This window comes from Arthrobacter sp. JUb119 (assembly GCF_024807995.1).
GTDB lineage: Bacteria > Actinomycetota > Actinomycetes > Actinomycetales > Micrococcaceae > Glutamicibacter.
The window spans coordinates 36256-59492 of record NZ_JANUFE010000002.1; the positions used below are offsets into that span (position 1 = coordinate 36256).

A 23237-nucleotide genomic window follows, 5' to 3' on the forward strand; every position below is an offset into this window, starting at 1 on the left:
TGACGCTGAACCAGGGCTGACGCCCTGGAGCATACGCCGGAAATGAACGGTCGCCGCTTCTCCTGAATCTTCAGGAGAAGCGGCGACCGTTTCGCATTTAATTGAAATCTTCTAGTCAAATCGCTGATGCACTCATAAGCTGATTAGAATATATGGTTCCAGGGTCTTGAAAAAGGATTGCCGATGATGCGGAGAAGCTACTGGGCAACACTAGCGTGCTTATCCCTGGCATTGGCATCATGCACGAGCCCGGAGGCCGGCGAAAGTGCGGGGCCGTTGCCTTTGAGCCCCGAAAAGGCAAGTTCCTGCGATCGACCGTACATTGCCAGTGGCGGTCAGTTGCGTGGTGCACCGCAGCTGATCCGGGTCGACCGGTTCCATGATCAGCAGATGCGCCAAACTCTGATCGATGCACCCGTCGGCTCGACTATCAGCTTCAGCCCTCGTCCCAAGTGGGACAACGTCAATGAAGTGCTCATGGCAGCCAGCGCCGTCTCCGAAACCACTGTCGCCGAAGAGTCCTACGATGCCAGTGACGGGCTGGAATCGTTGATCAGAAGCTCCGACCAGTCTGCGGGGCTTCTGGGCTACTGGGCAGCGCGTCCCGTGACCTACACGTATAGCGTTCAATGCCTCAACGAGCAGCAGAGCCGCTACACGCTGGTCTTCGAGACCTGGTCCGACTCCGAATTCGGAATCCTTGACTGCAAGCTGAGGCTGGATGCGATGGCTCAATGGGCTGCGCAAGCAGCCTATGAATCCTACTGCCAATCCTCCTAGCCGTTGAGCCGGATACAACAATGGCGGGGCTGGTTCCGCTTGGAACCGGCTCCGCCATCGCTTAACCCTTTTGCGAGGCTATCTAGCCTGGGACTGCTCCGCCTCGGCGTCTGCAATCTCCTGCTGGTAGTTCATTTCCAATTCAGGAACCTGCTCGAAGAGCGCTTCGACATCGAGGTCAGGGTTCTCGTCCTGGGTTTCAACTAGCTCAATGGCTTCCGCTTCCGACGCGACCGAAGGCAGCGAGCCGGGCAATGGCTTGCGAGCGGATTCGCGCAGGTAGCAGACCGCAACGAAACCCGCGACCGAGGTGCCCATAACCCAGAAGGCCGGAGCCAGAGAGGATTTGGTCAGGGTCACCAACGTCTGCATGATGAACGGCGCGAAGCCACCAAAGATGGCTACGGCGAAGTTGTACGAGATGCCCATGCCACCGTAACGCGAGGCGGTTGGGAACAGCGCTGGCAACGACGAAGCCAGATTGGCAACGTAGAAGACTACCGGGACTGCCAGCAGCGCAAGGCCAAGCAGGGTGGACCAGATCTGGCCATGCATCATGAACAGGAAGGCAGGGATAGCCAGGACGATGGCCGAAACCGAACCAATGAACAGGACCTTGCGACGGCCCACGCTATCGGAAAGCTTGCCCGCCAAGGGGATGCACAAGGACATGCCCACCAGGATCGGCAGGGTCAGCAGATTGCCGTGCACCGGATCGTATTCCAGCGTCTCGGTGAGGTAGGTAGGCATGTAGCTGGTCAGTGCGTAACCGGCGGTGTTGGCCGCCGATACCAGTACGAAGCCGGTGAGCAATTCGCGCCAGTAGGTCTTCACCAGGTCGATGACGCCCTTCGGGGCATCAGCAGCGCTCCGTGCGTCCTCGCTAGCGCGGTTAGCGGCTTCCTGGGCTTCCTTGAAGGCTGGAGTGTCTTCGATCTTGGCGCGGAACCACAGTGCGATAACACCCAGTGGAAGGGCCACCAGGAATGGAATGCGCCATGCGAAGCCTTCCATGACGTCGTCGCTCAGGGTCAGCTGGAGGATGGAGACGAAGGCGGCACCCAGGGCGAAGCCCATGTAGGAACCTAGATCCAGCAGCGAGGCGAAGAATCCACGCCGCTTGTCCGGGGCGTATTCGGTAATGAACGTAGTAGCACCGGCGTACTCGCCGCCAGTGGAGAAGCCCTGGGCAAGCTTCAACACGACCAGGAGAATTGGTGCTGCTACACCCCATACCGAGTAATCCGGGAGGATTCCGATGCCAAACGTGGCCGCTGCCATCATGAGCAGGGTGAAGACCAGAATCTTCTGGCGTCCTACTCGGTCACCCAGCTGGCCCAAGATCACGCCACCAAGCGGGCGCGCGACGAAGGTGACAGCGAATACGCCTAGGCTGAACAGGGTCTGGATTGCAGGCTCGACGGTGTCGGGCATGAAGAGCTTGCCGATAATTACTGCAAGATAGCCGTAGACACCTACGTCGTACCATTCCATCAAATTGCCAACGACGGTACCGCCGATGGCTTTCTTGAGCATCGAATTATCGACGACGTTGACGTCTTCTACCTTCAGGCGGCGTTTCCTCAGGAATCGCTGCTTCCGTGTGTTTTTTGCTTCCATAGTTTCACTCCTCATATCTTTCTTGATCTTGTCCCGGTGCCGGCGACCATATTCATCCACAAGAATGAGGAGCGAAATAGCTGCTCCTTGAGCTGGTTGCGGTCGCCGTGTGACTCGTCGAAATCGATAGATTTCTACTCAAAAATCCGGCGAAAAACCGGCATTGAGCGATGAAACGCTTAAGCGGACAATCATTAAGTTTACCAAAAATTGGATTAATTCCCTGATCGAGGGGCTCTCCAGGGGCGTATGCATGCCCATGGGATCAGTCGAATCCTGCGTGGACCTACCGCCGAATACCCACGGAAGCATGGGGCAAACGAGCCATTGGCCAAGTTGTGGATCGCGGTGCGCGAAAAGCCGAAATTGTGTCGAAGGACTCGGAGCGTCAGGGGTTTCAAAACAGCGAAACAACGCGAAAACGGTGCCCTTAAAGGTCCTGAATCCGGTGGCAAATGAGGGCTTCCGACGGTAAAAAAACGCACGCTGTTCAGCAGAGGTTGGCGCTCAGTCCACAGGGCACAAAAATGCCCCAAGATTGCTGGTGGGCAGCTTGGGGCATGTAGTCGAAGCAGGCTAGCCGCGGAGGCCGGCAGCAGCTTCAGTATCAACTCTCAGGAATGAAGAACCGATGGCAGCGAACGCGCCCGGAATCAGGAGCATTCGGTGCTTCGGGTTATAGAAAATCTCTTCGAGCGGAGACGCCAGAACTCTGCGAATCTTTTCCAGGAGCCGGTCGTTTTCCAGGGACAGGCGTTCCTGTTCGGTTTCAATCACCACACGATCGTTGTTGATACTCACCGATGCACTCATCCAGTCATCATCGGGGGTACTGAGAGTCTCCGATTTAATCAGGGACACGGTTATTACCGCCTTTGTCGTTCGTATCGCCCGGACGAGGATCCGTCTGGGCGCTTGTCCGATGAACGCACTATGTGTGGCGTAGCGCACATCATCGGTCACTTCGAATATACAGGGTTTTACTGAGCGCCGCCTGCTAATACGGCGGATTTAATCAACCTGTTACTCAAGCAGTCCTCGGATATCTTGGGCGGTCAAGGCCTTGGAGAATCCATCGGCTTCATCCATCACTGTCGAGATCAGCTTGCGTTTGCTTTCCTGCAGCGCCACAACCTTCTCTTCGATGGTGCCCTGCGAAATCATTCGGTACACCATCACCTGTCGCGTCTGGCCGATGCGGTGCGTACGGTCGATAGCCTGGGCTTCCACGGCTGGGTTCCACCATGGATCCAGCAAGAAGCAGTAGTCCGCTTCGGTCAGGTTCAGGCCGAATCCGCCGGCCTTCAAGGAGATCAAGAACAGCGGCGCTTCGCCTTCCTTGAATTGCTCGATGACCTTGGCGCGGTTGCGGGTATTGCCGTCCAGGTAAACGAACTTCACGCCACGCTCGGTCAGCTTGTCGGCCAGCACTTTCAAATACGAGGTGAACTGGCTGAAGATCAGCGCACGGTGGCCTTCGCCCACCACATCATCGAGCTGGTCGAAGAGTGCTTCCAGCTTTGAACCAGGTACGTCCGACAGCGCTGGATCCACTAATGAAGGCTCCAGGGCCAGCATGCGCAGATGGGTCAGCGACTGGAAAATGGTGAAGCGGTTGCGATCCAGATCTTCAACCAGGTGCAAGATTTTCTGGCGTTCGCGGTTCAGATGGGTGTCGTAGACATGCTGGTGCTCTTCGGAAAGGCGCACCAGAAGCTGTTGCTCCTGCTTGGCCGGAAGATCCAGCACCACGGATTCCTTGGTGCGGCGCAGCATGAATGGCTTGATGCGACGCTGCAGCAATGCAAGGGTGTCCTTGTCGCCCAGCACTTCGATGGGGCGGGCGAATTGGCGATTAAAGCGTGTTGTGTTCAGGAACAATGCCGGAGCAACCAGCGACAGCAAAGCACCGAGCTCGGAAAGGTTGTTTTCCATCGGGGTACCAGTGACAGCCAATTTGAAATTGGTCTGCAGGTTCACCGCGGTGCGGTGGGCCTTGGTGGATTTGTTCTTCACGAACTGCGCCTCATCGAGGATCAAGCCGGCAAAGCGCTGCGCCTCGTAAATCTCGTCGTTCAGACGCAACAGGGTATAGGTCGTGAGAATGACATCGTAATTCTCGGACAGGTCCCTCAGCTGCCGTGGCGAAGGCAAGGTGCCCTCGACGCTGACTACCCGCAAGGATGGGGCGAACTTGTTGATTTCCATTTCCCAGTTGGAAACCACCGAGCTCGGGGCGACAACCAAGAATGGCAGACGGGTGCGCTGGGTTGCGGGCAGCTGAGCACATGCCTGCGGATCGGCCCAGAGCTTGTGGGCATGGAGAATCAGGGCAATCGTTTGCAAGGTCTTGCCCAAGCCCATGTCATCGGCGAGGATTCCGCCGAATCCGCCTTCGTACAGGCGAGAGAGCCAGTGGAACCCTTCAACCTGGTAAGGGCGCAATTGGGCGTTCAGCGTGTTCGGCACCTGCGCGTGGTAGGCTTCAGCGACCTTGAGCAGTGAACGCATGCGTGCGATAAACAAGTCCGCGCCGTCAATGCCTTCAGCCATCTCATCAAGTTCTTCGAACAATGAGATTTGGAAGACCGTAAGCTTCAGGTCTCCCTCCTTCGGCTTGTCATTCATTGCCTGCGCCTCGTCAACGAGCGCCTTGAGCTTGGCGAACATGGGGTGGTTCAACGAGAACCAAGTGTTATCCGGCAGGCGCAGCTTCATCTGGCCATTGCTCATGGCCTCGACGATCTGCGAGAAAGGAACCTCGTGGTTGCCCACGGTGATCAGCAAGCCAAGGTCCAGCCAGTCGGTCCGTTCATGATTCACGGCATTGATCTTCAGCTGAGGAAGTTCACGCAGCTGACGGAATTTCGGCCGGGTACCCTTCTCAACCAGCTTGACTTCAGGAATGCGTTCCAGCGCGGGGAGGATCTCGGTGACGAAATCGATGGTGTCATCGCGGGCGTAGAACTTCGGCGACAAGTTGGGATTGCCGCTTTCTTCATGGACCAGGAAAACTTCATGCACTGCGGCCTGAAGCAGTTCCTCGGCCTCAAGGTCATACACTTCCTGGTCGCCAGGGATCCCCGGGTAGAGGATCTGGAAGTCCAGCGCGGCGGTGTCGTTTGGTTCGTTATTCTCGTTGAATTCACGCTTGTAGACCACGGTCGCCTGCACATAGGGCGGTTTCAAAGCAGGCAATTCCAGCTCGTCGCTAACGCTACGCAGCTCGAAACGGCGGGCCAAACGCGGGTAGGAGGATTCAAAGAAATCGTTGATCTCCGGCCTAGGCACGGTGACCGGACGGCGGTCAACATACCAGCGGCGGTGCGCGTCAGGAATCGGCTCAACACTTGGCGCGAGCCAAATCTCATCAGGCTGAGCCAACTGGGCATAGAAACCATGCTCGGCGATGACACCGCTTGGTGCCTCCGGATCGAGAATGAGATCCTGGTTTGCAATGTGCAGGACACCGTCCAATTGCAGCCGTTGCTCATCCAGGGAGGCCTGCATGCTGAAGCTGGCTGGAGCAACGATGCGCACGCGCTGCTCGGATCGGGTCGTGATCAGCGGAATTCCCAGCTCATCAGCTTGGTCAAGCAGTGGCCAGAGCAGCTCGGAAGCGTACTCGTCCAGGAACAGCCAGTCTTCATCCACCTTGAACTGCAGCTGGCTGTCGCTGCGCGCCATGGAGGCAAAGCGGGTAAACCAGTGGTGCTGCGCCCGCAGCAGGTTCCAGCCGTAGGTCTTGAAGCCCAGGGTGGTCCAGCGAAGCTGGCCACGAACCCAACGGCCTTCGGTGTTGCGAACCATTGGGCGCACTCCCAAGCGGAAGCGCTTATTGCGGGTCGGGTGCGGGATGGTTCCGGTCGGCATCCATTGTTGCTGCTGGGTGGCGTCCTTCGAATCGAAGAGCAGGAACTGAAGCGCCATCGGCACTACCGGATCGTGCTGCGAACCAAGCAGGCCATCGGCCGGGCCCGGCTCGGACTCTTCAAACCATGAATCGATTTGCTGCGACCAAACTGTGTTCGGCTTCTCTTCCCGGGCAGGCACGGGGCGTGGCTGGGAAGCGATCTTGTTGGAGACAATAGCCAGTGCCGCGATGTGCGAGCAGATGCCCGGTGCGTCGCAGGTGCACTCGCACGATTCGATCTTCCACTCTCCACCGTCCATGAGGACCTGGATCATCGGAGAATATTCTTCGCCAGAATCGGTGACGGTGCCTTCGATCTGGTGGGTGCTTTCGTCGAATTCCACGTCAACCACGGAATTTGCTTCTGCAGCCAGGTTCTTTCCATAGAAGAAAGGAACGTTGCCCAGAAAAGCCAATAAGTGGCGGGCATCAATGGTTGGTGGAACAGATTCAATCATCCTCTCATCGTTTCACGTTCCGGGCCTTCGCGAAAGTTGAAGGGCCTTTCTGTGAATAATCACTATCTATGACGTAGCGTTGACGCATGTCCCAAGTGTGGCCCTACCTTCCAGCACGCGCAGTGAACATAACGACGCTCGTTGAATTCGACCGTCTCGCAGCCGAAGCGCTGGCTTCCCACCGCGCACGCGGAAAAGGCTGGCGAGTGCACCGTGTTGATCTGCGCGAACGGGATACCGTGCTGGAATCCTTGGATCTTTCCGAAGCGCTATTCATCGATTGCCAGTATTCCGCGCAAGGAGCGCAGATCGTGCAAGCCACTGGCGGGCTGTGCATGAGCTCGGGGGAGGAGGTTCCCTTCGAGACGGTGGCTCGCGGCTTGTATTCGCCGCATGAGTTGTACTCGGGGATCCGGACGCAGACCTACGAGCATGTGCCTGATGCGAAGATCTACGCGTACTCCCAGCAGCATGCAGCGGTGAATTCCGATAGCGATAGCAATGCGCTGGCAAGAACCCTGCATGATCACCACATTGGCCAGGCGCTGGTCTCGGCGGTGTACGAGGGCACGTTCAAGGAAACCCCGATTATCGGGGTGATGGGCGGGCATGCGATGAGCCGGGGCACTGCGCAGTATGCGCAAGCTTTGGAGCTTGGGCGCATGATTACCCGGGCCGGCTACGCGGTCGCCACCGGTGGAGGCCCCGGCGCAATGGAAGCCGCCAACGCCGGTGCGTGGCTGGCCGATTACGGGCAAGAAGATGTCGCTACGGCATTGCAGATGCTGGCCGAAGCGCCAGATGCGATCCATCAGCGCACCGGCTGGGCGAGAACTGCGCTGATGGTCAAGGAGCGTTTCCCGAGCCAGCGGCAGTCCCTGGGCGTGCCAACCTGGTTCTACGGCCATGAGCCGCCGAATCTGTTTGCCACCCAGATTGCCAAGTTCTTCACCAATTCCATTCGTGAAGCGAGTTTGCTGGAGCAGTCCAACGGCGGGCTGGTAGTTCTGCCCGGGGCCGCCGGCACGGTGCAGGAAATCTTCCAGGATGCCTGCGAAAACTACTACGCTACCGGTGCTCGCGTGGTGCCGATGGTGCTGATCGGCAAGGACTATTGGACGAGGGATCTGCCTGCTTGGCCGCTGCTTCAGGCCCTGGCCAAGGACCGTGTCATGGAACAGAAGATTGCTCTGGTGGAAACCGCCGAAGAAGCGATGGAGTTCATCCAGAGCATGCAAACCCTGCGCCGGCGTACCCGGCGGCCGGAGAACAGCTAGAGCACGGCATGGAAAATGCCGGTAGAGCCAAAGCTGTACCGGCATTCGAATCGCAGCAGGCTGCTATCCGATGCTGACGTCGAAGATCAGGCCCAAGCAGTAGGTGATGGCCGCTGCGCCCCAGCCGATGGCTAGCTGGCGCAGGCCGCGCTTGAGCGGGGAGGCACCGGAAAGCAGTCCCACGATCCCTCCGGTGATCATCAGGGCCACGCCTACCAGGACTACCGAGACGAGGATCGCGGTCATGCCGGAGAGCCCAAGGATATAAGGCAGGATCGGCACGACCGCGCCGGAAGCGAAAAGGATGAACGAGGTGGCCGCCGCGCCGGTGGCCGACCCCAGTTCCTGGTGCTCCTTCTCGAGTTCTTCGCCGCGGCCTTCCGGGTTCAACGAGAAGTCGGGGTTGCAATCGCAGGTGAACAGGCCCATGCGTTCTGCGGCCCGGTGCGCTGCATCTTCATCGCTCATGCCGCGGGCCTTGTAGATCAGCACCAGCTCGTTGGCGTCCAGATCGAGGTTCGGGGCGGCGGTCAGCGTGACCTGGGTTGGTCGCGAGGCGGTCAGCAGCTCGCGCTGGGAACGCACCGAGACGTATTCGCCAGCTGCCATGGACAGTGCGCCGGCCAGCAAACCGGCAACACCGGAGAACAGCACGAAGGTCGCTGAAACACCGGTCGCACCGATACCCATGATCAACGCCAGGTTGGAAACCAGCCCGTCGTTGGCGCCGAAGACCGCAGCGCGGAAGTTGCCCGAAAGGCGCGCACGGCCTGCTGTAGCCAGCGCCCGGACGACCTCTTCGTGGACCTGTTCGTCGGCCGCCATCTGCGCGGTGGCGTCCTTGTCGTCGCGGTAGGGCGAACTGCTTTCGGAGCGCTGGGCCATGGCCAGCACGAAGACCGAACCGAAATGCAATGCCAGGAAACGCAGCATGGTGCGTCGCAGCGACGGGCGGACTTCCTTGAAATGCTCGCCGAGCAGGACGCGCCAGTGGGATTCGTGGCGGGCTTCCGCCTCTGCAAGGCCCAGCAGGATTTGCCGTTCTTGACCGGTTTTCTTTTCCGCGAGGGCCCTGTAGATGGAGCCTTCGGCGACTTCATCTGCGAGATACTTGCGCCATCGCTGGATCTGCGCTTTGGTAGGTTCGGTTTCTGGGTGCTGTGGCATCGCGACGATGACTCTCCTGGAACATGGATTTTCCAATGAAACCCGTGGATCGGATCAACCACCCAGTTTAGTCAGGGCTCCTGCACTTGGGAATTTGGCAAGGCTAAAAGCAATTCTCTTGCCCGCGGGATTTCCGGCTACCGGCAGCACCAGCTGCAATTCAGAAGTGGCCGGATCATAGGTCGGCCTGCGGGCGCAACGGGCAATGAGCCGTTCAAGCCTGAGCGGATCTGCAACGTAGCGGGTGCGCCAGCGCCCCTCGGCCTTGAACTGCACTTGGCCGGTCTGGCGGTCGATGACGGGCAGAATCGGATATGCCATGGAGGTCAACTCTCTTGCGAGCTCTTGCCCGTGCACCTGTTGATGCGCGGACCGCTTCCTCATCCGAACCACCCATGAACTTGGGGTTGGTGCGCGGCCAGTCGGAGCTTGGCGCCGCGTCTCGTGAAGCAACATTTCCGATGGTACCGCCGGCGGTAGGGCCCGGTGAAGTCCGAATGCGTAATATGACTGCGGCTCAGCTGCCCGGGGCAAAGGCATTGGCCAGTTGCTGCAGCTTCTCGCGTTGTTCGGCCCATTGCCCCGCGGTGTAGCCGGGCAGCAGATCCAGTTGCGCGGTCCAGCCAGCACGGCCATCGAGCTGCTCGCGGATAATATCCAGATGCCCTGCATGCCGGGAGGTTTCGGCGAGCGCATGGATGAGCAGGTGGTCCAAGGTGGTTTTGCCAGCTGGCCCCCACCACGGTACCTCTACGGGACAGTCCAGGGGCAGATCGCTGATGGCTTCATCGGCGAAGGCGATGGCTTTCCGATACAGGCCGATCAGCTGTTGCGCATCCATATCTGCTGGCGGGAGGAAATCCGCGTCGGGATCATGCGGCGCAATGAATTCGCGAACGTAGCGGTCATCGGCCCTGCGCTTGAGGCAGGTGCCGAAATATTCGTATTCATTGATCGCCAAATGGTGCAGTACTCCCAGGATATGGGTGCCTGTAGGGGTGAGCGGAGTGCGTGCCAGGTGTTCGGCGAGGCCTTCTGCCTTGTAGATCGCATTCTCGCGCGCGTCGTTCAGGTACCCGCAGAGCTTGTCCTTGGTGCTGTCCATGGGCAGAGTCTAGTGAGCGCTGCAGTCTCGCGGTAGAGGGCGCGGTGTGTTTACCATTGGTAAACTTGCCCCGCAGGCCTTGAAGCCAAAGTGGTTGCGGTTGTTGCTGCAGAAAACGTCGAGGAGCCAAACGATGAAAACCTTGCCAGTTGAACCAACCGGTGCCGCGATCAATATCGGTGCGAGGCTGCGCGGGGTGCGCCAGACCCAGCGTATGACCATTGACCAGGTCGCCGAGCTATCCGGACTGACCAAGGGTTTCCTCTCGCGTGTGGAGCGCGACCTGACCAGCCCTTCGGTTTCCACTCTTTTGCGGTTGTGCGAAGTGCTGGGCATGGAGGTCGGTACCCTCTTCGAGGTTCCTGAAACGAAACTGGTCCGACTGGAGCAGGCACCCCGTGTTTCCCTGGGCGGTGACGGCATCACGGAGCAGCTGGTCACGCCGCGCAGCGAGAAGCGGGTGCAGATGATTCGCGCCGAGATTGCGCCCAAGGGCACCGGTGAAGCGGAGCTGTATTCGGTGGATTGCGAGCTGGAAGTGCTGCACGTGATCGCTGGAAAATTCATCCTGGTATTGCCTGATCAGCGCGTAGAACTCGAAGCAGGCGATACGATCACCTTCCCCGGGCGTGAACCGCATAGCTGGGAAAACGATTCTGATGAGGTTGCCGTGGTTACCTGGACGCTGATCCTCTCATGACGCCAATCCCTTGCGCTTGCTGCCATGGCACGGCATGCGCAGTGCGGCTGCGCGTTCGTCTGCGGGGAGATGAACCGCGTATTCTAGGAACGATGCGTTGTTCCGGGCGCTCGGGACAATCAGTGATGGGAGAGGCGTGAGGACAGGCGAACCAACCGCTGCGCAAGATCAACTGCGCAGTATCAGCTGGTGGGCTTCGATACTTTTCGGCGTTCTTATTGGCACCACCTTGACCTGGATCCGCACCCAACGCAATTTCTTCTTCATTGGCGCCGCGATTCTGGCCGTCGTCATTGTCACCATTGGCGTGCGGACGATTCGCCGACGGGCACGCTTCCCGGTGATGGCGCAGGCGCGCACCTCGTGGGCGTATGTGCTGTGGACAGGTGTCCTGCTGGTCCTGGCCGGACCGATCCAGCTGGTGTACGTAGCTGATGACCTTTCCGAACTGACTATCAAATCGCTGGTCATGTCCGCAGGCTTCTGCCTGGGCATTCACGAGGTCGACCGCGCGCTGGTGAAAGCCAGCAAGAAGCGCTCCGGCGAGGCCTAGCCTCCTGATTTGGGCAAAATAGCCTGAAATGTAGTCAAAACATCCAATACCCTTAAGCGCGTTTTTGCATAGTGTGATCCTGACCAACTTTCCAGAAGGGGTTGCCATGTCAGGAAAAACCGCGAAGAACCGCACCGCAGAACCAGGCCTCAAGAAGGTCCTCGGCCGCTGGGACGCCTTGGCCATAGGCGTGGGCGCGATGATCGGCTTTGGCTGGGTCGTGCTCACCGGCGACTGGATCACCACCGCCGGCCCGTTCGGAGCCACGCTGGCCATGCTGGTTGGCGGTGGCATCATGGCGGTAGTTGGCCTGACCTATGCCGAACTAGTTGCGGCCATGCCGAAAGCAGGCGGTGAGCACAACTACTTGCTGCGCGCCATGGGCGCCCGCTGGTCTTTTGCCGGTTCGTGGGCCATCGTCGGCGGCTACATCACGATCGTGGCCTTTGAAGCAGTGGCACTGCCCAAATCCGTGCTCTATCTCTTCCCGGAGCTTTCGCAGATCAGATTATGGGAGATCGCTGGCTCAGAGGTCTACCTGACTTGGGCGCTGGTCGGTGTCGCCGGTGCGATAGCGATCACTTGGATTAACATCCGGGGCATCAAGACCGCCGGTGTAGTGCAGACCTTCGTGGTGCTCTTCCTCTTCGTCATCGGCGCAATGCTGCTTGCTGGCGCATTCACCGGAGGCGAGAGCCGGAATATGGAACCATTCTTCGAAAACGGGGTGGCCGGCTTCTTCGGCGTGATGATCGTGGTGCCGTTCATGTTCGTCGGCTTCGACGTGATCCCGCAGTCCGCCGAGGAATGCGACATCGCCCCGCGAAAAATTGGCAAGTATGTGGTGATTTCGGTGCTGATCGCCACCGCCTGGTATGTGGGGATCATCCTGGCCACCGCCTCGGGAATGGGCGCTTCGGCGCTCGCCGGATCCGAACTTGCCACTGCCGACGCGATGGGGGCACTGTTCAATTCCGAAATCATGGCAAAGGTGCTGATCGCCGGCGGCATTGCCGGCATTCTCACCTCGTGGAATTCGTTGCTGATGGGTGCTTCGCGGCTGATGTACGCGATGGCCAGTTCCGGGATGCTGCCACGCTGGTTTGCCTACCTGCATCCGAAGTACCGCACACCGAGCCATGCACTGCTGTTCATTGGCGGCCTCTCCATTCTGGCTCCATTCTTCGGCACCGCCATGCTCGGATGGTTGGTGGATTCCGGTTCGCCGTCGATCGTGATCGCCTACCTGCTGGTGGGCGTGGCGTTCTTGATTCTGCGCCAGCGCGAACCGCAGATGCAACGCCCGCTGCGCGTGGGCGGTGCGGGAAACGGCGGCAAGGTCATCGGCGTACTGTCGGTGGTCTTCTGCGCCGGCCTGATTTCGCTGTATCTTCCGGGAATGCCGGCGGCCATCGGGTGGCAGCCGTGGCTGCTCTTCGCCGCTTGGTGGATCCTGGGCATGGCCTTCTTGCTGCGGGTGCCACGCGGGATTGCGCCGGGCGAATTCGCGGAAGAGGAATTGCTGCAGAAGCTGAGCATCCGCCAGCAAGCCAAGCTCGGTGCCACCGGCCCGGACGCCGCAGCAGCGCGACGCGCCAGTGCGCCGCACGATAGCCGGACTCGGCTCAAGGGCTGACGGCTGTACCTAGGGCACGCCGCGGGATCTGGCTATTGCAGAGACTGCGGCGTGCCTATTTCTGTGCCCGGCGCAGGGCCAGCCAGAGCGAGGCGGCGGCATCGGGATCATCGAGATTGGCGCCAAGCAATTCCTGGGCCACGGTGATGCGGTGGCGCAAGGAATTTCGGTGGATGCCCAATTCGCGGGAGGCTTCTTCCCAATGGCCGCGATGGCGCAGGTAGGAGGTGACCGCGGAGAGCAGATCGGCGCGCGCGTACGCTGCGAGGGCCTTGACCCAGGTCTCTGCGCTGGCATCGAAGCCCGGGGCGCCGCAGGCCATGGTCCCGAACGGGACAGCGTCCAGCGTTTGGCGCAGGGCAGGCAAATTGGCAGGGATCTCGGCCAAATTCAATGGTTGGGAGAGTACGGCGTGGACTTCGGGTGCGGGGGAATCAAATCGCCCGCACGCCATCGGGCCCGTTGCGGTTGCAGCCTGCGGTGCCACTGCCTCGCCATTGCCGGAACTGTCTGCGGGTTCGGGAAGTATCAAATAATGTTCGGCGCCGTCCTCATAGTGAAGCTGGCACTCGCGTACCGCTGCGGCGACATCGGGCAAGGCGGCGGGGCGCGCCAGCGAGGGCAGCGCATGAAGTGCGGTTGCTGCATCGGTATCGGCACCTGCCCGGTACAGCAGGATTCGCACACGAACAGGTATTCTGCCCAATCCGGCTTCTTCCCCGACCAGGCGTGCCGCCTCGGGCTGGCCATGCAGCAACAATTTTGCGGTGGCCGAGCTGAGCGCGTTATTCGTGCTGGCAGCCAATTCCCGTTGCCTGGCGCGCAAGGAGAGCAACGTGCAGGCCGTCATGATGATCTGCCGGTCGGCCTTGGTCGGCCTGCGCCCGGCGGCAACTCCGAGATATCCGTGGATCGTGGTTCCGGACAGGATGGGATAGAGCGCTACTTCGTGGCCCTGGACCTCGAAGGTGGACGCTGAGGGCATGCCATTGCGCCGAAAGCGCATGGACTCGTGGCGGAGTTCGCCCAGGAACGCTTCGGCGGATGCCGGGTAGCAGGCCGCCGGCCGGGAATCGACGGAAAGATAGGCGGCCCAGCCGTTCACTGCCTCAGCCAAGCCCCGCACGACTGCATTGATGGCATCCGGGCGTACGGCGGCACGCGCCAAGGCAGTCTGCGTGCCCAAGGAACCCATCAGGTTCGAAGCCTGATCACGTGAGGCCAGGCGCCAGTATGCCCGTGAAATGTTCTGGAAGGGCACTTGGTCCGGGACGATCCCCAGCTCTATGCCGGCAGCGTCGCAGGCGGCGATGACGTGCTCGGGCACCGTGCGAAGCCATGGACCCAGCCCCAGTCCCAGGGCGCAGACCTTTTTGTCCTGCAGCCGGCGCATGTATGCGCGGGAAGCTTCCTCGCTCGCGGCGAATGGCATGCCGGTGGTCAGCAGCAGCTCGCCGCCATCCAGATAGGTGGTGGGATCTTCCAGCTCAGAGACGTGCACCCCGCTGACCGGCTGGGCACGGAAGGTTCCGCTGCTGGCAGGGAAGAACTCGGTGCCCAACTCCGCGCCCAGCTGCAAAAGCGTAATCATTGGGTAAATTATCCAAGAAAGATGCTGGACTTGGATGCAATGACCAATGACGCGTGTCACGGGGATTTCTAGGCTTGAGCCATGACTGAAACCCTTGCTTCCACCGACGCCCCAACCTTGTCCCAGACCAGGCACCTTGCCACCAGCATCCCCGGCCCGCGCTCTGCGGCCCTCCATGAGCAGCGGGTGCAACAGGTCAGTAGCGGTTTTGGCGTCACCTTGCCGGTCTTCGTCAGCCGCGCCGATGGCGGGATTATCGAAGACGTCGACGGAAATCGCCTGATCGACTTCGCCTCGGGGATTGCCGTGACTTCACTGGGTGCCGCGAACCGCCGCGTGGCCGAACGCGTGGCCAAGCAGCTGGCGGACTTCACCCATACCTGCTTCATGGTCACCGAGTACGAATCCTTCACCCAGGTGTGCAGCTGGTTGAACCAGCACACCCCCGGCGAGTTCGAGAAGCGCACAGCGCTGTTCTCCACCGGGGCCGAGGCCGTGGAGAACGCGGTCAAGATCGCCCGTGCTGCCACGGGACGCGCTAACGTGCTGGTCTTCGACGAGGCCTACCACGGCCGTTCGCTGCTGACCATGGGCATGACTGCCAAGATCAATCCGTACAAGATGAATTTCGGCCCGATGCCCGAGCATATCGTGCGCGCCGCCTCGGCCAACCCGTTGCGGCCCTCTGGGGGAGCGGCCACCGTCGAAGCGGTCCTGGCGTCCGTCGAGCAGACCTTGATGGACTACGGCCCCCAGACTTTCGCCGCGATGGTGATCGAGCCGATTCAGGGCGAAGGAGGTTTCGTTGTCCCGATGGCCGGGTTCATCCCGGGACTGCGCAAGTTGGCCGACAAGCACGGTATTGTGCTGGTCATCGACGAGATCCAGGCCGGCATGGGGCGCACCGGGAAGCTATTCGCTTCGGAGCACGAGGGCGTGGCAGGTGACCTGATCCTCACGGCCAAGGCCCTGGCCAACGGAGTTCCGCTGTCCGCGGTGACTGGGCGCGCCGAGCTGATGAATGCCCCTCACGCTGGCGGCCTGGGCGGCACCTATGCTGGCAACCCGCTGGCTTGCGAAGCGGCGCTGGCTGTATTCGAGCAGTTCGAGGATGGGACGCTTCTGGATAACGCCCAGCTCATCGAGCGGGTGTCCCGCGAGGTTCTTGAACCACTGATGCAGCAGAGCCCGGTGGTTGCCGAGGTCCGCGGCCGCGGAGCCATGCTGGCTATCGAGTTCGCCGACCGGGGCAGCTTGGCGCCGCGCGCCGATGCAGCCGCGGCGGTTTCCAAGGCCTGCCATCGAGCCGGGGTGCTGACCCTGACCTGCGGTACGCACGGCAATGTGCTGCGCCTGCTGCCGCCGCTGGTGATCGGCGAAGCACTGCTGCGCGATGGATTAGAGGTGCTTGCCCAGCAGATTCGCAGCGTCGCCAGCTGATCGCCCTGCTGCAGTTTCGGCCCATGCCGCAGCCCGTTCGCGGGTTGTGGCATGGGCTATTTCTGCCTGGATTCCCGGGCTGTGCGATAACTGAATCTTGACGTGACCCAGCAGACAAAATAGCATAATGGAAAACTGAAGTTTCATATTAGACAACTTGGACTTTCGTTCTTGGATGTCTGGGGAGGAAGTTGCGATGAAGGAAATCCGCATCGAGGAAAACGGGCATCTGGGACCCATTAATGCCGCGGTGATTCCACGCTATGCAGGCGGCGGCACCTACGCCCGGCTGCCGCGACTGGATCAGGTGGAGAAGGCCGACATCAAGATTGTTGGCGTGCCTTTCGACACCGGTGTCTCCTACCGGCCCGGCGCCCGCTTTGGCGCCAACCACGTGCGCGAATCCTCGCGCCTGATCCGCCCCTACAACCCCGCCACCGACACCTCGCCGTTTGCGCAGAGCCAGGTGGCTGACGCGGGGGACATGGCGGTCAACCCGTTCAACATCAACGAGGCTATTGAGACCATCGAGCACAACGCACTGGAGCTGACCAGTGACGGCTCCACCCTGGTCACCGTGGGCGGAGACCATACCATCGCGCTGCCATTGCTGCGTGCCGCCTCGCAACGAGCCGGTGCTCCGGTAGCGATGCTGCACTTCGACGCGCACCTGGACACCTGGGACACCTACTTCGGTGCCGAATACACCCACGGCACCCCGTTCCGCCGTGCGGTCGAGGAGGGAATCCTGGATACCGAGGCGATCTGCCACGTCGGCACCCGCGGTCCGCTCTATGGCAAGAAGGACCTGGAAGACGACCAGCGCTTCGGCTTCGGCATCGTCACCAGCTCGGATGTCTACTACCAGGGCGTCCGCGAAATCGTGCACAAGCTGCGCGACCGCATCGGCAACCGCCCGCTGTACATCTCGGTGGACATCGACGTGCTGGACCCAGCCCACGCCCCGGGTACCGGAACCCCGGAGGCCGGGGGCATCACCAGCCGTGAACTGCTTGAAATCCTGCGCGGTTTGCGCGGGTTGAACATCATCGGCGCGGATATTGTCGAAGTCGCCCCCGCCTACGACCATGCGGAGCTGACCGGCGTGGCCGCCTCGCATGTCACCTATGATTTGATCAGCCTGATCAGCGACTTCCGCGCCAGCAAGGGGATGAATAGCTAATGAACGAGCAACCGCAACGCAACGGCGGCGATCTGGTCATCGAGACCCTCACCGCGCTCGGTGCCAAGACCGTATTCGGGATCCCCGGGCAGCACGCCCTGGGACTCTTCGACGCCCTCTCGCGCTCAAGCTTGGAGTTCATCTCCTCACGCGTGGAGAACAACTCCGCCTTCGCCGCCGATGGCTACTCCCGCGCTACCGGGGAAGTGGGCGTGCTGTTCCTCTCCACCGGCCCGGGCGCGCTGACCTCGCTAGCGGGTCTGCAGGAGGCCTACGCCACCGGCGTGCCCATGGTCGTGGTGGCCAGCCAGATTCCGCTGGACGGCCTGGGAGCCCGCCGCAAGGGCATGCTGCATCAGCTCGATGACCAGAAGGCCTCGGCCGCCAACGTCACCAAGTTCCAGCAGACCGTGCATCATGCATCGGGCATCCCCTCGGCGATCCAGGACGCGTGGGCCCGGGCCATTACCGTGCCGATGGGGCCGGTGTGGGTTGAGGTGCCGCAGGATGTCCTGCTCGCCCCGGTGATGGTGCCACCGGTACAGGATGCCCTGGCCGAAGCCTACGAGCATCCCCCGCGCGAAGAGCTGATTCGCGAAGCCATGCGCTGGCTGGCCGAAGCCAAGCGCCCGGCCATCATCGCCGGCGGCGGTGTGCGCCGGGCCGGGGCGCAGGCTGAATTGCTGGCCGTGGCCGAAAAACTGCAGGCCCCGGTGCTGTGCAGCCCCGGCGGCAACGGAGCCTTTGGCTGGAACCATGAGCTGTCCTTGCAGTCGTGGGCGGAAGACCGCTATGTCTCGGACGTCATGGAAGATGCCGACGTGCTGGTGGTGATCGGTTCGGCCCTGGGCGAGGTCACCAGCAACTACTTCACGCTCGAACCCCGCGGCAAGATGATCCAGATTGATGCCGAGCCGCGCGTGCTCGAGTCCAACACCCCGGCCCTGGGTATCCGCGCCGATGCTCGTGAAGCCTTGAAATTCCTGGACGAAGAAATGCGCGAGACAGGCTTCAAGGCCCAGGCATCATGGCACGGAAGCACCCCGCAACAGGTGGTGGCCCAGACCCTGGCAAAGGTGCAGGCGCGCCTGGATGCCCAGGATCTTGGCAAGGAACGGAAGTTCATGGCGGATATCCGCGCCGCAGTCCCGGCAGGCATGCAGACCTTCTGGGATATGACCATCGCTGCCTACTGGGGCTGGAGCTGTTGGGACGCCAAGGAGGGCGAATTCCATTCCGCGCAGGGTGCAGGCGGCCTCGGCTTCGGCTTCCCCGCCGCGATCGGTGGCGCCATCGGCTCCAAGCAGCGCGTGCTGGCAGTCAGCGGCGACGGTTCATCGATGTACTCCATTGCCGAACTGGCCACCGCCAAGCAGCACCATGCACCGGTCACCTGGTTGATCGTTGACGACGGGGGATATGGCATCCTGCGCGAGTACATGGAGGGAGCCTTCGGAAAAGCCACCGCCACCGAACTGGCCCGGCCGGACTTCGTGGCCCTTGCGCATTCCTTTGGCATCCCCGCCCAAGCGGTCGATCCCGAAGGCATCGGTTCGGCGCTCGCCGACGCCTTGGAAGCAGATGGCCCAAATGTCATTGTGGTCCGCACCCTGCTGAAGATGTTTGCGCCTACCCACCTGTAAAGCACCCGAACGCACGGACGGCCTCGGACCTGTTGCTCCCACGAGCGATGGATCCGGGGCCGTTGCGATTAGTGGATGAGGAAAAGTGCGGATCAGTGGGTGAAATGGAACACCACACCGAAAAGCACTGTCGAGATGCCCAAGCTAATGCCGATGAGCAGTGGCTCCCAATCCAGGGATTGAGCTGCCAACATCACTGCGAAGGAAGCGAAAAGCAGAATTGCTCCGATTCCTCCCAGGATCACACCTCCGCCTCCATGGTGCCGCGCGGCGGAATGCGCGGTCCGTTGAAATCGTGGTTCCATGCCGCCATGGTACGTCCGAAAGCGGCCAAAGCCGAGGGGCAGGGCCAACTACTTCGATATTGTCAGATTTGTTGGCTCAGCGGCCCGTGCGCAGCTGATGGATCCGCTCGGCAGCGGTTGCCAAGGAAGGATAATCGGCGCCGGGCCCTTGCGCGATGAAACCGGGGCAGTAGTGGTCGGCGAGTCCTGCCTGTCCGTAGGACAAGCCGCGGAACGTGCCCTGGGCCATGCGCACCAGATGCGCTCCGGCAGCCACATCCCACACCTTGGTATCGAACCCGATGGTGGCGTCGCACCAGCCTGCGGCAACATGGGCTAAGGCCAGCGCCGCGCAGACCTTGCGGCGTACCGTGGCGAAGTCCTGGATCCACTGGCCAAAGAGTTCCAAGGACAGATTCCCGTCCTTGAGCATGGATTCTGCTCCCGGGTAATCCGTCATCAGGTTGGCGCGGGACTGCTCGGGACGGGCACCGGGCTCAAGGACCTGCCCGTTGAGGAACGCGGCAGTCGAATTGGCGCTGAATTCATCACCAGAAACCGGATCGAGGATTGCGGCGGCCACCAGTTCTCCATCGATGGCTGCGGCAATCGAGATGCAGAAGAATGCCACGCCGTGGACGAAGTTGCTGGTGCCGTCAATCGGATCGACAATCCACTGCACCTTCCCGGCGGCCTGCCGTCCTTGATCGCCAGAGACCTGCTCTTCGCCGAGAACCCAGGAATCCGGGTGGGCCGATAGCAGTGAGGCAGTGATGAGCCGCTGGCTCTGCCGGTCGATGTCGGTGACCAGATCATGGGTGTTGGTTTTATGCTCGGCTACCACGTTGCCGCGGAAAGAAGCGCGCAGCAGCTCGGCGGACTGGCGAGCTGCCTTCAGCGCGGAAAGACGTAATTCTTCGGCGTATTGCGTGCTGGCTTGGACTCGCTGATCATTCACAACACCAGCTTACCGCCGTGGCAACAGGCAAAAACGTTGACTGGAGCAACGATTCGAACTTACATTGGTGGAAACACAATAGATAGGCAGCCGATAGATCGTGGACAAGTCTCCAGATAGCCCTTCGGATTCTGAACTCAAAGTCCTGCTCGACGAGTTGGCCCGCAGTTCCAGGATCCTTCGCGTGTTTTCGCATATGGATCAGACTGACCCCGAGGTATCAAACGCCTCCCATCACGTGCTCAAGACGTTGAAAACCCGTGAACCCACGCATGCTGCCGACCTTGCGCAGTCCTTGGGGATCGGCACCGCGGCGATGAGCCGGCATTTGGCGGAACTGGAGCAAATGGGCCTGGTAGCCAAGCAGCCCAGCAAGATCGACGCCCGCCGCCACGTGCTCTGGGTGACCGAGGCGGGTTGCGAGCGGCTTGAATTCCGCGACCGCTTGCGCCTGGAGCGAATGCGGGATGTCCTTCCGGACTGGGATGCCGAGCGCTTGGCCAGCGTCGCGCACGCGCTGAGCGAATTGAACGCGACGATGATCCGCGGCATCCAATCCCAACGGACCGAGCAGTTCGGCAATGCGGAGAATTCCGACCTTGGATAAGAGCCTGCCGGAAAAGGAACGTCCCACTGACCTCACCGAGACAGCGGCAGACCAGCCGCAGATGAATCAACGCGAGGTGCTCAAATCCATCGCTGGCGTCCTGGCATCCTTCTTCGCTGCCATGCTGGCGGCGACCATTGTGTCTATTGCGCTGCCGACCATCATGGATGTCCTGGGCGGCTCGCAAACCGACTTCAACTGGGTTTTGAGCACCACGCTGCTGGCTAATGCCGCCACCACTCCCATCTGGGGGAAAATGGCGGATCTCTTCGACAAGAAGAAGCTGCTGCAAGCCGGAATTCTGGTGTTCGTGCTCGGCTCGTTGCTGGCCGGACTCGCCTGGTCCATACCCGTTCTGCTGTTCGCCCGGGTCATCCAGGGCATCGGCATGGGCGGGCTGACCGCCATGGGCATGGCAGTCATCGGCACGGTCATCCCGCCACGGGAACGTGGACGCTATTCGGGATATTTCGGTGCCGTCATGGCTGTATCTACCGCAGCAGGACCGCTGCTCGGCGGATTCATCGTGGACTCGCCCCTGGGCTGGCGCTGGTGCTTCTTCTTCGGCATCCCGATCAGCCTGCTCTCCATGCTCTTGATCCACCGGACCCTGCACCTGAAGCACCTCAAGCGTCCGGTGCATATCGATTGGGTCGGCGCGGTCCTGTTGACCACCGCCGTCTCGATCCTGCTGATCTGGGTCTCCTATGTAGGCAAAGCCGACTATTTCGGCTGGAATTCGTGGCAGACCTACACGATGGTCTCGATGTTCCTATTGCTGGTTGCCGCGTTGCTGCTTGTTGAATCACGGGTTCGTGAACCGATCATTCCGCTGAAGATCATTTGCACCCGAACAACCTCGCTGGCGATTCTCGCCTCGATCTCGATTGGCGTGGGGATGTTCGGCACCGGCGCATTCATCGGCCAGTACTTCCAGATCGCCCGCGAAGCGACACCGACCATGGCCGGCCTCATGACCTTGCCAATGATCGCGGGCAACTACTTCGGGTCCGTCTTCTCCGGGCAGATGATTACCCGCTTCGGCCGTTGGAAGATCTACCTGCTCATCGGTTCGGTCCTGAACATCGCCGGACTCGGCCTGCTCGGGCTGATGCGCCAGGATACCGAATACTGGCTCTTGGCCTGCGGCATGTTCCTCAACGGCGTGGGCATGGGATTCATGCTGCAGAACTTGGTGCTCTCGGTGCAGAACACGGTGAAAGTTACCGATATCGGGGCGGCAAGTTCTTCGGTGGCGTTTTTCCGTTCTGTAGGCGGCTCAGCAGGTGTGGCGGTGCTCGGCGCGCTGCTTTCGCGCAATGTGGCAGATCTTATTACCGAATCATTAGCGGCCAAGGGGCAGCTGTCCTCAGCCCCGGCCACCGGGGATTCCTTGAATCTTTCCGGGATGCCAGATGCGTTACGGCAGGTGGTGGAATCGGCGTATGGCGAGGCGACAGGGATCGTCTTCATCGTCTCGGCGGCCGTAGCCGTGGTTGCCTTCTTCTGCGTATTGCTCATCAAGGAAGTGCCATTGCGCAAGACGATCTAGTACCTGGCCTTGCCGCCGGGTCGAATCAGGATAAGCTTCAGACCATGAGTAGCATGCAACCGATTAAGCCGAAGGTATCTCTTACCGAGCAGGTGACCACGATGATCCGTGCCGCCATCGTTGCCGGTGAGATGGCTCCGGGGGAGCACTACTCGGCCATTGGCATCTCGGAAAAGCTCGGGGTCTCGCGAACTCCGGTGCGCGAGGCCTTGCAGCTGCTGGAAAAAGAGGGGATCGTTACCGTGGCGAAAAACCGCGGGGTGCGCGTCAATCAGATTTCATTGGAGGACATTGTCGAAGTCTTCCAGCTGCGTTTGGCTATCGAGCCTCCAGCTGCCGCACGTGGCGTGCGGAACGCGACCGAGGCTGATATCAACCAGCTGAAGTCGTTGCACCAGCGAATGCTCGCAATCGGCGAAACCGGTGATGGCCGGGCGACGCTGGAAGCGGACAAGGAATTCCACCTGTGCCTTCTGGGGCTGGCCGGAAATGCGAAACTCGACAGCGTGGTGGGGGAGCTGCGCAACCTTGTCCTGGCCCACGGGCAGACCACCGTGCCCTTCGCCCGCTCCAGCCAGGACCTGGCCGGGGATCGCGAGGAGATCATGGAGGCGATTCTGGCTAAAGACCCCGACGCCGCCGCGCTGGCCGTTCGGGGCCACGTCATGCGCACCGCGCAGATGCTGATCCGCTCGGTGTGTTCGCGGACCCCGGGACTGGACGCAGAACCGTTCCTGGAGCGGCTGGACGCCTTGATTTCCTAGGGCATT

At 60.9% G+C, this 23237-nt stretch carries 20 protein-coding genes and 1 riboswitch; of the genes, 11 read left to right on the forward strand and 9 right to left on the reverse strand.

Annotation, left to right across the window (positions count from 1 at the left end):
* The first annotated feature begins 390 nt into the window (after window positions 1–390).
* Window positions 391–780, forward strand: a complete 390-nt coding sequence (locus M2368_RS06240; RefSeq protein WP_498724198.1) for a hypothetical protein — start codon at window positions 391–393, stop codon at window positions 778–780.
* A gap of 78 nt (window positions 781–858) precedes the next feature.
* Here M2368_RS06240 and M2368_RS06245 read toward each other — a convergent pair whose 3' ends face one another.
* The 3 genes from M2368_RS06245 to M2368_RS06255 form a co-directional block, all read right to left on the reverse strand.
* Window positions 859–2400: an MFS transporter gene (locus M2368_RS06245; RefSeq protein ID WP_498724199.1), complete on the reverse strand. Its 1542-nt coding sequence runs from the start codon at window positions 2398–2400 to the stop codon at window positions 859–861.
* A 576-nt stretch (window positions 2401–2976) separates the two neighbouring features.
* Window positions 2977–3363, reverse strand: coding sequence for a hypothetical protein (locus M2368_RS06250; RefSeq protein ID WP_483561548.1), 387 nt, complete (start codon window positions 3361–3363; stop codon window positions 2977–2979).
* Between the two features lie 60 nt (window positions 3364–3423).
* Entirely contained in the window at window positions 3424–6771 is a 3348-nt protein-coding gene (locus M2368_RS06255) for an SNF2-related protein (protein ID WP_498724200.1), read from the reverse strand.
* Window positions 6772–6857: 86 nt separating this feature from the next.
* Here M2368_RS06255 and M2368_RS06260 point away from each other — a divergent pair, with 86 nt between their 5' ends.
* Window positions 6858–8048, forward strand: coding sequence for an LOG family protein (locus tag M2368_RS06260; RefSeq protein WP_498724201.1), 1191 nt, complete (start codon window positions 6858–6860; stop codon window positions 8046–8048).
* A gap of 63 nt (window positions 8049–8111) precedes the next feature.
* Here the strand turns inward: M2368_RS06260 and M2368_RS06265 are convergent, their stop codons facing one another.
* From M2368_RS06265 to M2368_RS06275, 3 genes are all read right to left on the reverse strand, one after another.
* The gene (locus M2368_RS06265) at window positions 8112–9215 is read right to left on the reverse strand and encodes a VIT1/CCC1 transporter family protein (RefSeq protein WP_105657316.1); all 1104 of its coding nucleotides are present in this window, start codon (window positions 9213–9215) and stop codon (window positions 8112–8114) included.
* Between the two features lie 54 nt (window positions 9216–9269).
* Complete coding sequence (locus M2368_RS06270) at window positions 9270–9536, reverse strand: hypothetical protein (protein WP_105657317.1); 267 nt, start codon at window positions 9534–9536, stop codon at window positions 9270–9272.
* 15 nt (window positions 9537–9551) lie between these two features.
* A riboswitch (SAM riboswitch) is annotated at window positions 9552–9665 on the reverse strand.
* 67 nt (window positions 9666–9732) lie between these two features.
* The gene (locus tag M2368_RS06275; RefSeq protein WP_133833222.1) at window positions 9733–10320 is read right to left on the reverse strand and encodes a DinB family protein; all 588 of its coding nucleotides are present in this window, start codon (window positions 10318–10320) and stop codon (window positions 9733–9735) included.
* A gap of 133 nt (window positions 10321–10453) precedes the next feature.
* On the opposite strand from M2368_RS06275, the gene M2368_RS06280 reads away from it, so the two are divergent.
* The 3 genes from M2368_RS06280 (at window position 10454) to M2368_RS06290 (ending at window position 13209) form a co-directional block, all read left to right on the forward strand.
* Entirely contained in the window at window positions 10454–11020 is a 567-nt protein-coding gene (locus M2368_RS06280) for a cupin domain-containing protein (RefSeq protein ID WP_105661607.1), read from the forward strand.
* A gap of 136 nt (window positions 11021–11156) precedes the next feature.
* Window positions 11157–11573, forward strand: coding sequence for a hypothetical protein (locus M2368_RS06285; RefSeq protein WP_133833221.1), 417 nt, complete (start codon window positions 11157–11159; stop codon window positions 11571–11573).
* Window positions 11574–11679: 106 nt separating this feature from the next.
* Window positions 11680–13209 (forward strand): APC family permease, encoded by a 1530-nt coding sequence (locus tag M2368_RS06290; RefSeq protein ID WP_332487693.1) that lies wholly within the window; start codon window positions 11680–11682, stop codon window positions 13207–13209.
* A gap of 55 nt (window positions 13210–13264) precedes the next feature.
* Here the strand turns inward: M2368_RS06290 and M2368_RS06295 are convergent, their stop codons facing one another.
* Entirely contained in the window at window positions 13265–14800 is a 1536-nt protein-coding gene (locus M2368_RS06295; RefSeq protein WP_498724202.1) for a PucR family transcriptional regulator, read from the reverse strand.
* An 81-nt stretch (window positions 14801–14881) separates the two neighbouring features.
* Here M2368_RS06295 and M2368_RS06300 point away from each other — a divergent pair, with 81 nt between their 5' ends.
* From M2368_RS06300 to M2368_RS06310, 3 genes are all read left to right on the forward strand, one after another.
* Complete coding sequence (locus M2368_RS06300) at window positions 14882–16240, forward strand: aminotransferase class III-fold pyridoxal phosphate-dependent enzyme (protein WP_332728151.1); 1359 nt, start codon at window positions 14882–14884, stop codon at window positions 16238–16240.
* 196 nt (window positions 16241–16436) lie between these two features.
* Window positions 16437–17423 carry an agmatinase gene (gene speB / locus M2368_RS06305; RefSeq protein ID WP_332487687.1) on the forward strand — a complete coding sequence of 329 codons (987 nt, stop codon included), beginning with the start codon at window positions 16437–16439 and terminating at the stop codon, window positions 17421–17423.
* Window positions 17423–19066 carry a thiamine pyrophosphate-binding protein gene (locus tag M2368_RS06310; protein ID WP_105657324.1) on the forward strand — a complete coding sequence of 548 codons (1644 nt, stop codon included), beginning with the start codon at window positions 17423–17425 and terminating at the stop codon, window positions 19064–19066. The genes speB and M2368_RS06310 overlap by 1 nt, the downstream gene beginning before the upstream one ends.
* Window positions 19067–19158: 92 nt before the next feature.
* Here the strand turns inward: M2368_RS06310 and M2368_RS06315 are convergent, their stop codons facing one another.
* Entirely contained in the window at window positions 19159–19371 is a 213-nt protein-coding gene (locus tag M2368_RS06315; RefSeq protein ID WP_133833215.1) for a hypothetical protein, read from the reverse strand.
* Window positions 19372–19447: 76 nt separating this feature from the next.
* Entirely contained in the window at window positions 19448–20308 is an 861-nt protein-coding gene (locus M2368_RS06320) for an inositol monophosphatase family protein (RefSeq protein ID WP_498724203.1), read from the reverse strand.
* 100 nt (window positions 20309–20408) lie between these two features.
* Between M2368_RS06320 and M2368_RS06325 the strand changes: the two genes are divergently transcribed.
* Genes M2368_RS06325 through M2368_RS06335 form a run of 3 tightly spaced genes read left to right on the forward strand, consistent with a single transcriptional unit; the run spans window position 20409 to window position 23231 of the window.
* Complete coding sequence (locus M2368_RS06325) at window positions 20409–20915, forward strand: MarR family winged helix-turn-helix transcriptional regulator (RefSeq protein WP_498724204.1); 507 nt, start codon at window positions 20409–20411, stop codon at window positions 20913–20915.
* On the forward strand, window positions 20908–22467 hold the full coding sequence (locus tag M2368_RS06330) for an MFS transporter (RefSeq protein ID WP_332731380.1): 1560 nt from the start codon (window positions 20908–20910) through the stop codon (window positions 22465–22467). The genes M2368_RS06325 and M2368_RS06330 overlap by 8 nt, the downstream gene beginning before the upstream one ends.
* 44 nt (window positions 22468–22511) lie before the next feature.
* Window positions 22512–23231, forward strand: a complete 720-nt coding sequence (locus M2368_RS06335) for a GntR family transcriptional regulator (RefSeq protein ID WP_105657328.1) — start codon at window positions 22512–22514, stop codon at window positions 23229–23231.
* The last annotated feature ends 6 nt before the right edge of the window (window positions 23232–23237 follow it).

Bases quoted from the DNA above. Each gene is read 5' to 3' on its own strand.
- M2368_RS06315 (WP_133833215.1), bottom strand. From the start codon at position 19,371: ATGGAACCACGATTTCAACGGACCGCGCATTCCGCCGCGCGGCACCAT.
- M2368_RS06275 (WP_133833222.1), bottom strand. From the start codon at position 10,320: ATGGACAGCACCAAGGACAAGCTCTGCGGGTACCTGAACGACGCGCGC.
- M2368_RS06255 (WP_498724200.1), bottom strand. From the start codon at position 6,771: ATGATTGAATCTGTTCCACCAACCATTGATGCCCGCCACTTATTGGCT.
- M2368_RS06310 (WP_105657324.1), top strand. From the start codon at position 17,423: ATGAACGAGCAACCGCAACGCAACGGCGGCGATCTGGTCATCGAGACC.
- M2368_RS06265 (WP_105657316.1), bottom strand. From the start codon at position 9,215: ATGCCACAGCACCCAGAAACCGAACCTACCAAAGCGCAGATCCAGCGA.
- M2368_RS06260 (WP_498724201.1), top strand. From the start codon at position 6,858: ATGTCCCAAGTGTGGCCCTACCTTCCAGCACGCGCAGTGAACATAACG.
- M2368_RS06290 (WP_332487693.1), top strand. From the start codon at position 11,680: ATGTCAGGAAAAACCGCGAAGAACCGCACCGCAGAACCAGGCCTCAAG.
- M2368_RS06270 (WP_105657317.1), bottom strand. From the start codon at position 9,536: ATGGCATATCCGATTCTGCCCGTCATCGACCGCCAGACCGGCCAAGTG.
- M2368_RS06240 (WP_498724198.1), top strand. From the start codon at position 391: ATGCGCCAAACTCTGATCGATGCACCCGTCGGCTCGACTATCAGCTTC.
- M2368_RS06280 (WP_105661607.1), top strand. From the start codon at position 10,454: ATGAAAACCTTGCCAGTTGAACCAACCGGTGCCGCGATCAATATCGGT.
- M2368_RS06335 (WP_105657328.1), top strand. From the start codon at position 22,512: ATGAGTAGCATGCAACCGATTAAGCCGAAGGTATCTCTTACCGAGCAG.
- M2368_RS06245 (WP_498724199.1), bottom strand. From the start codon at position 2,400: ATGGAAGCAAAAAACACACGGAAGCAGCGATTCCTGAGGAAACGCCGC.
- M2368_RS06295 (WP_498724202.1), bottom strand. From the start codon at position 14,800: ATGATTACGCTTTTGCAGCTGGGCGCGGAGTTGGGCACCGAGTTCTTC.
- speB (WP_332487687.1), top strand. From the start codon at position 16,437: ATGAAGGAAATCCGCATCGAGGAAAACGGGCATCTGGGACCCATTAAT.
- M2368_RS06300 (WP_332728151.1), top strand. From the start codon at position 14,882: ATGACTGAAACCCTTGCTTCCACCGACGCCCCAACCTTGTCCCAGACC.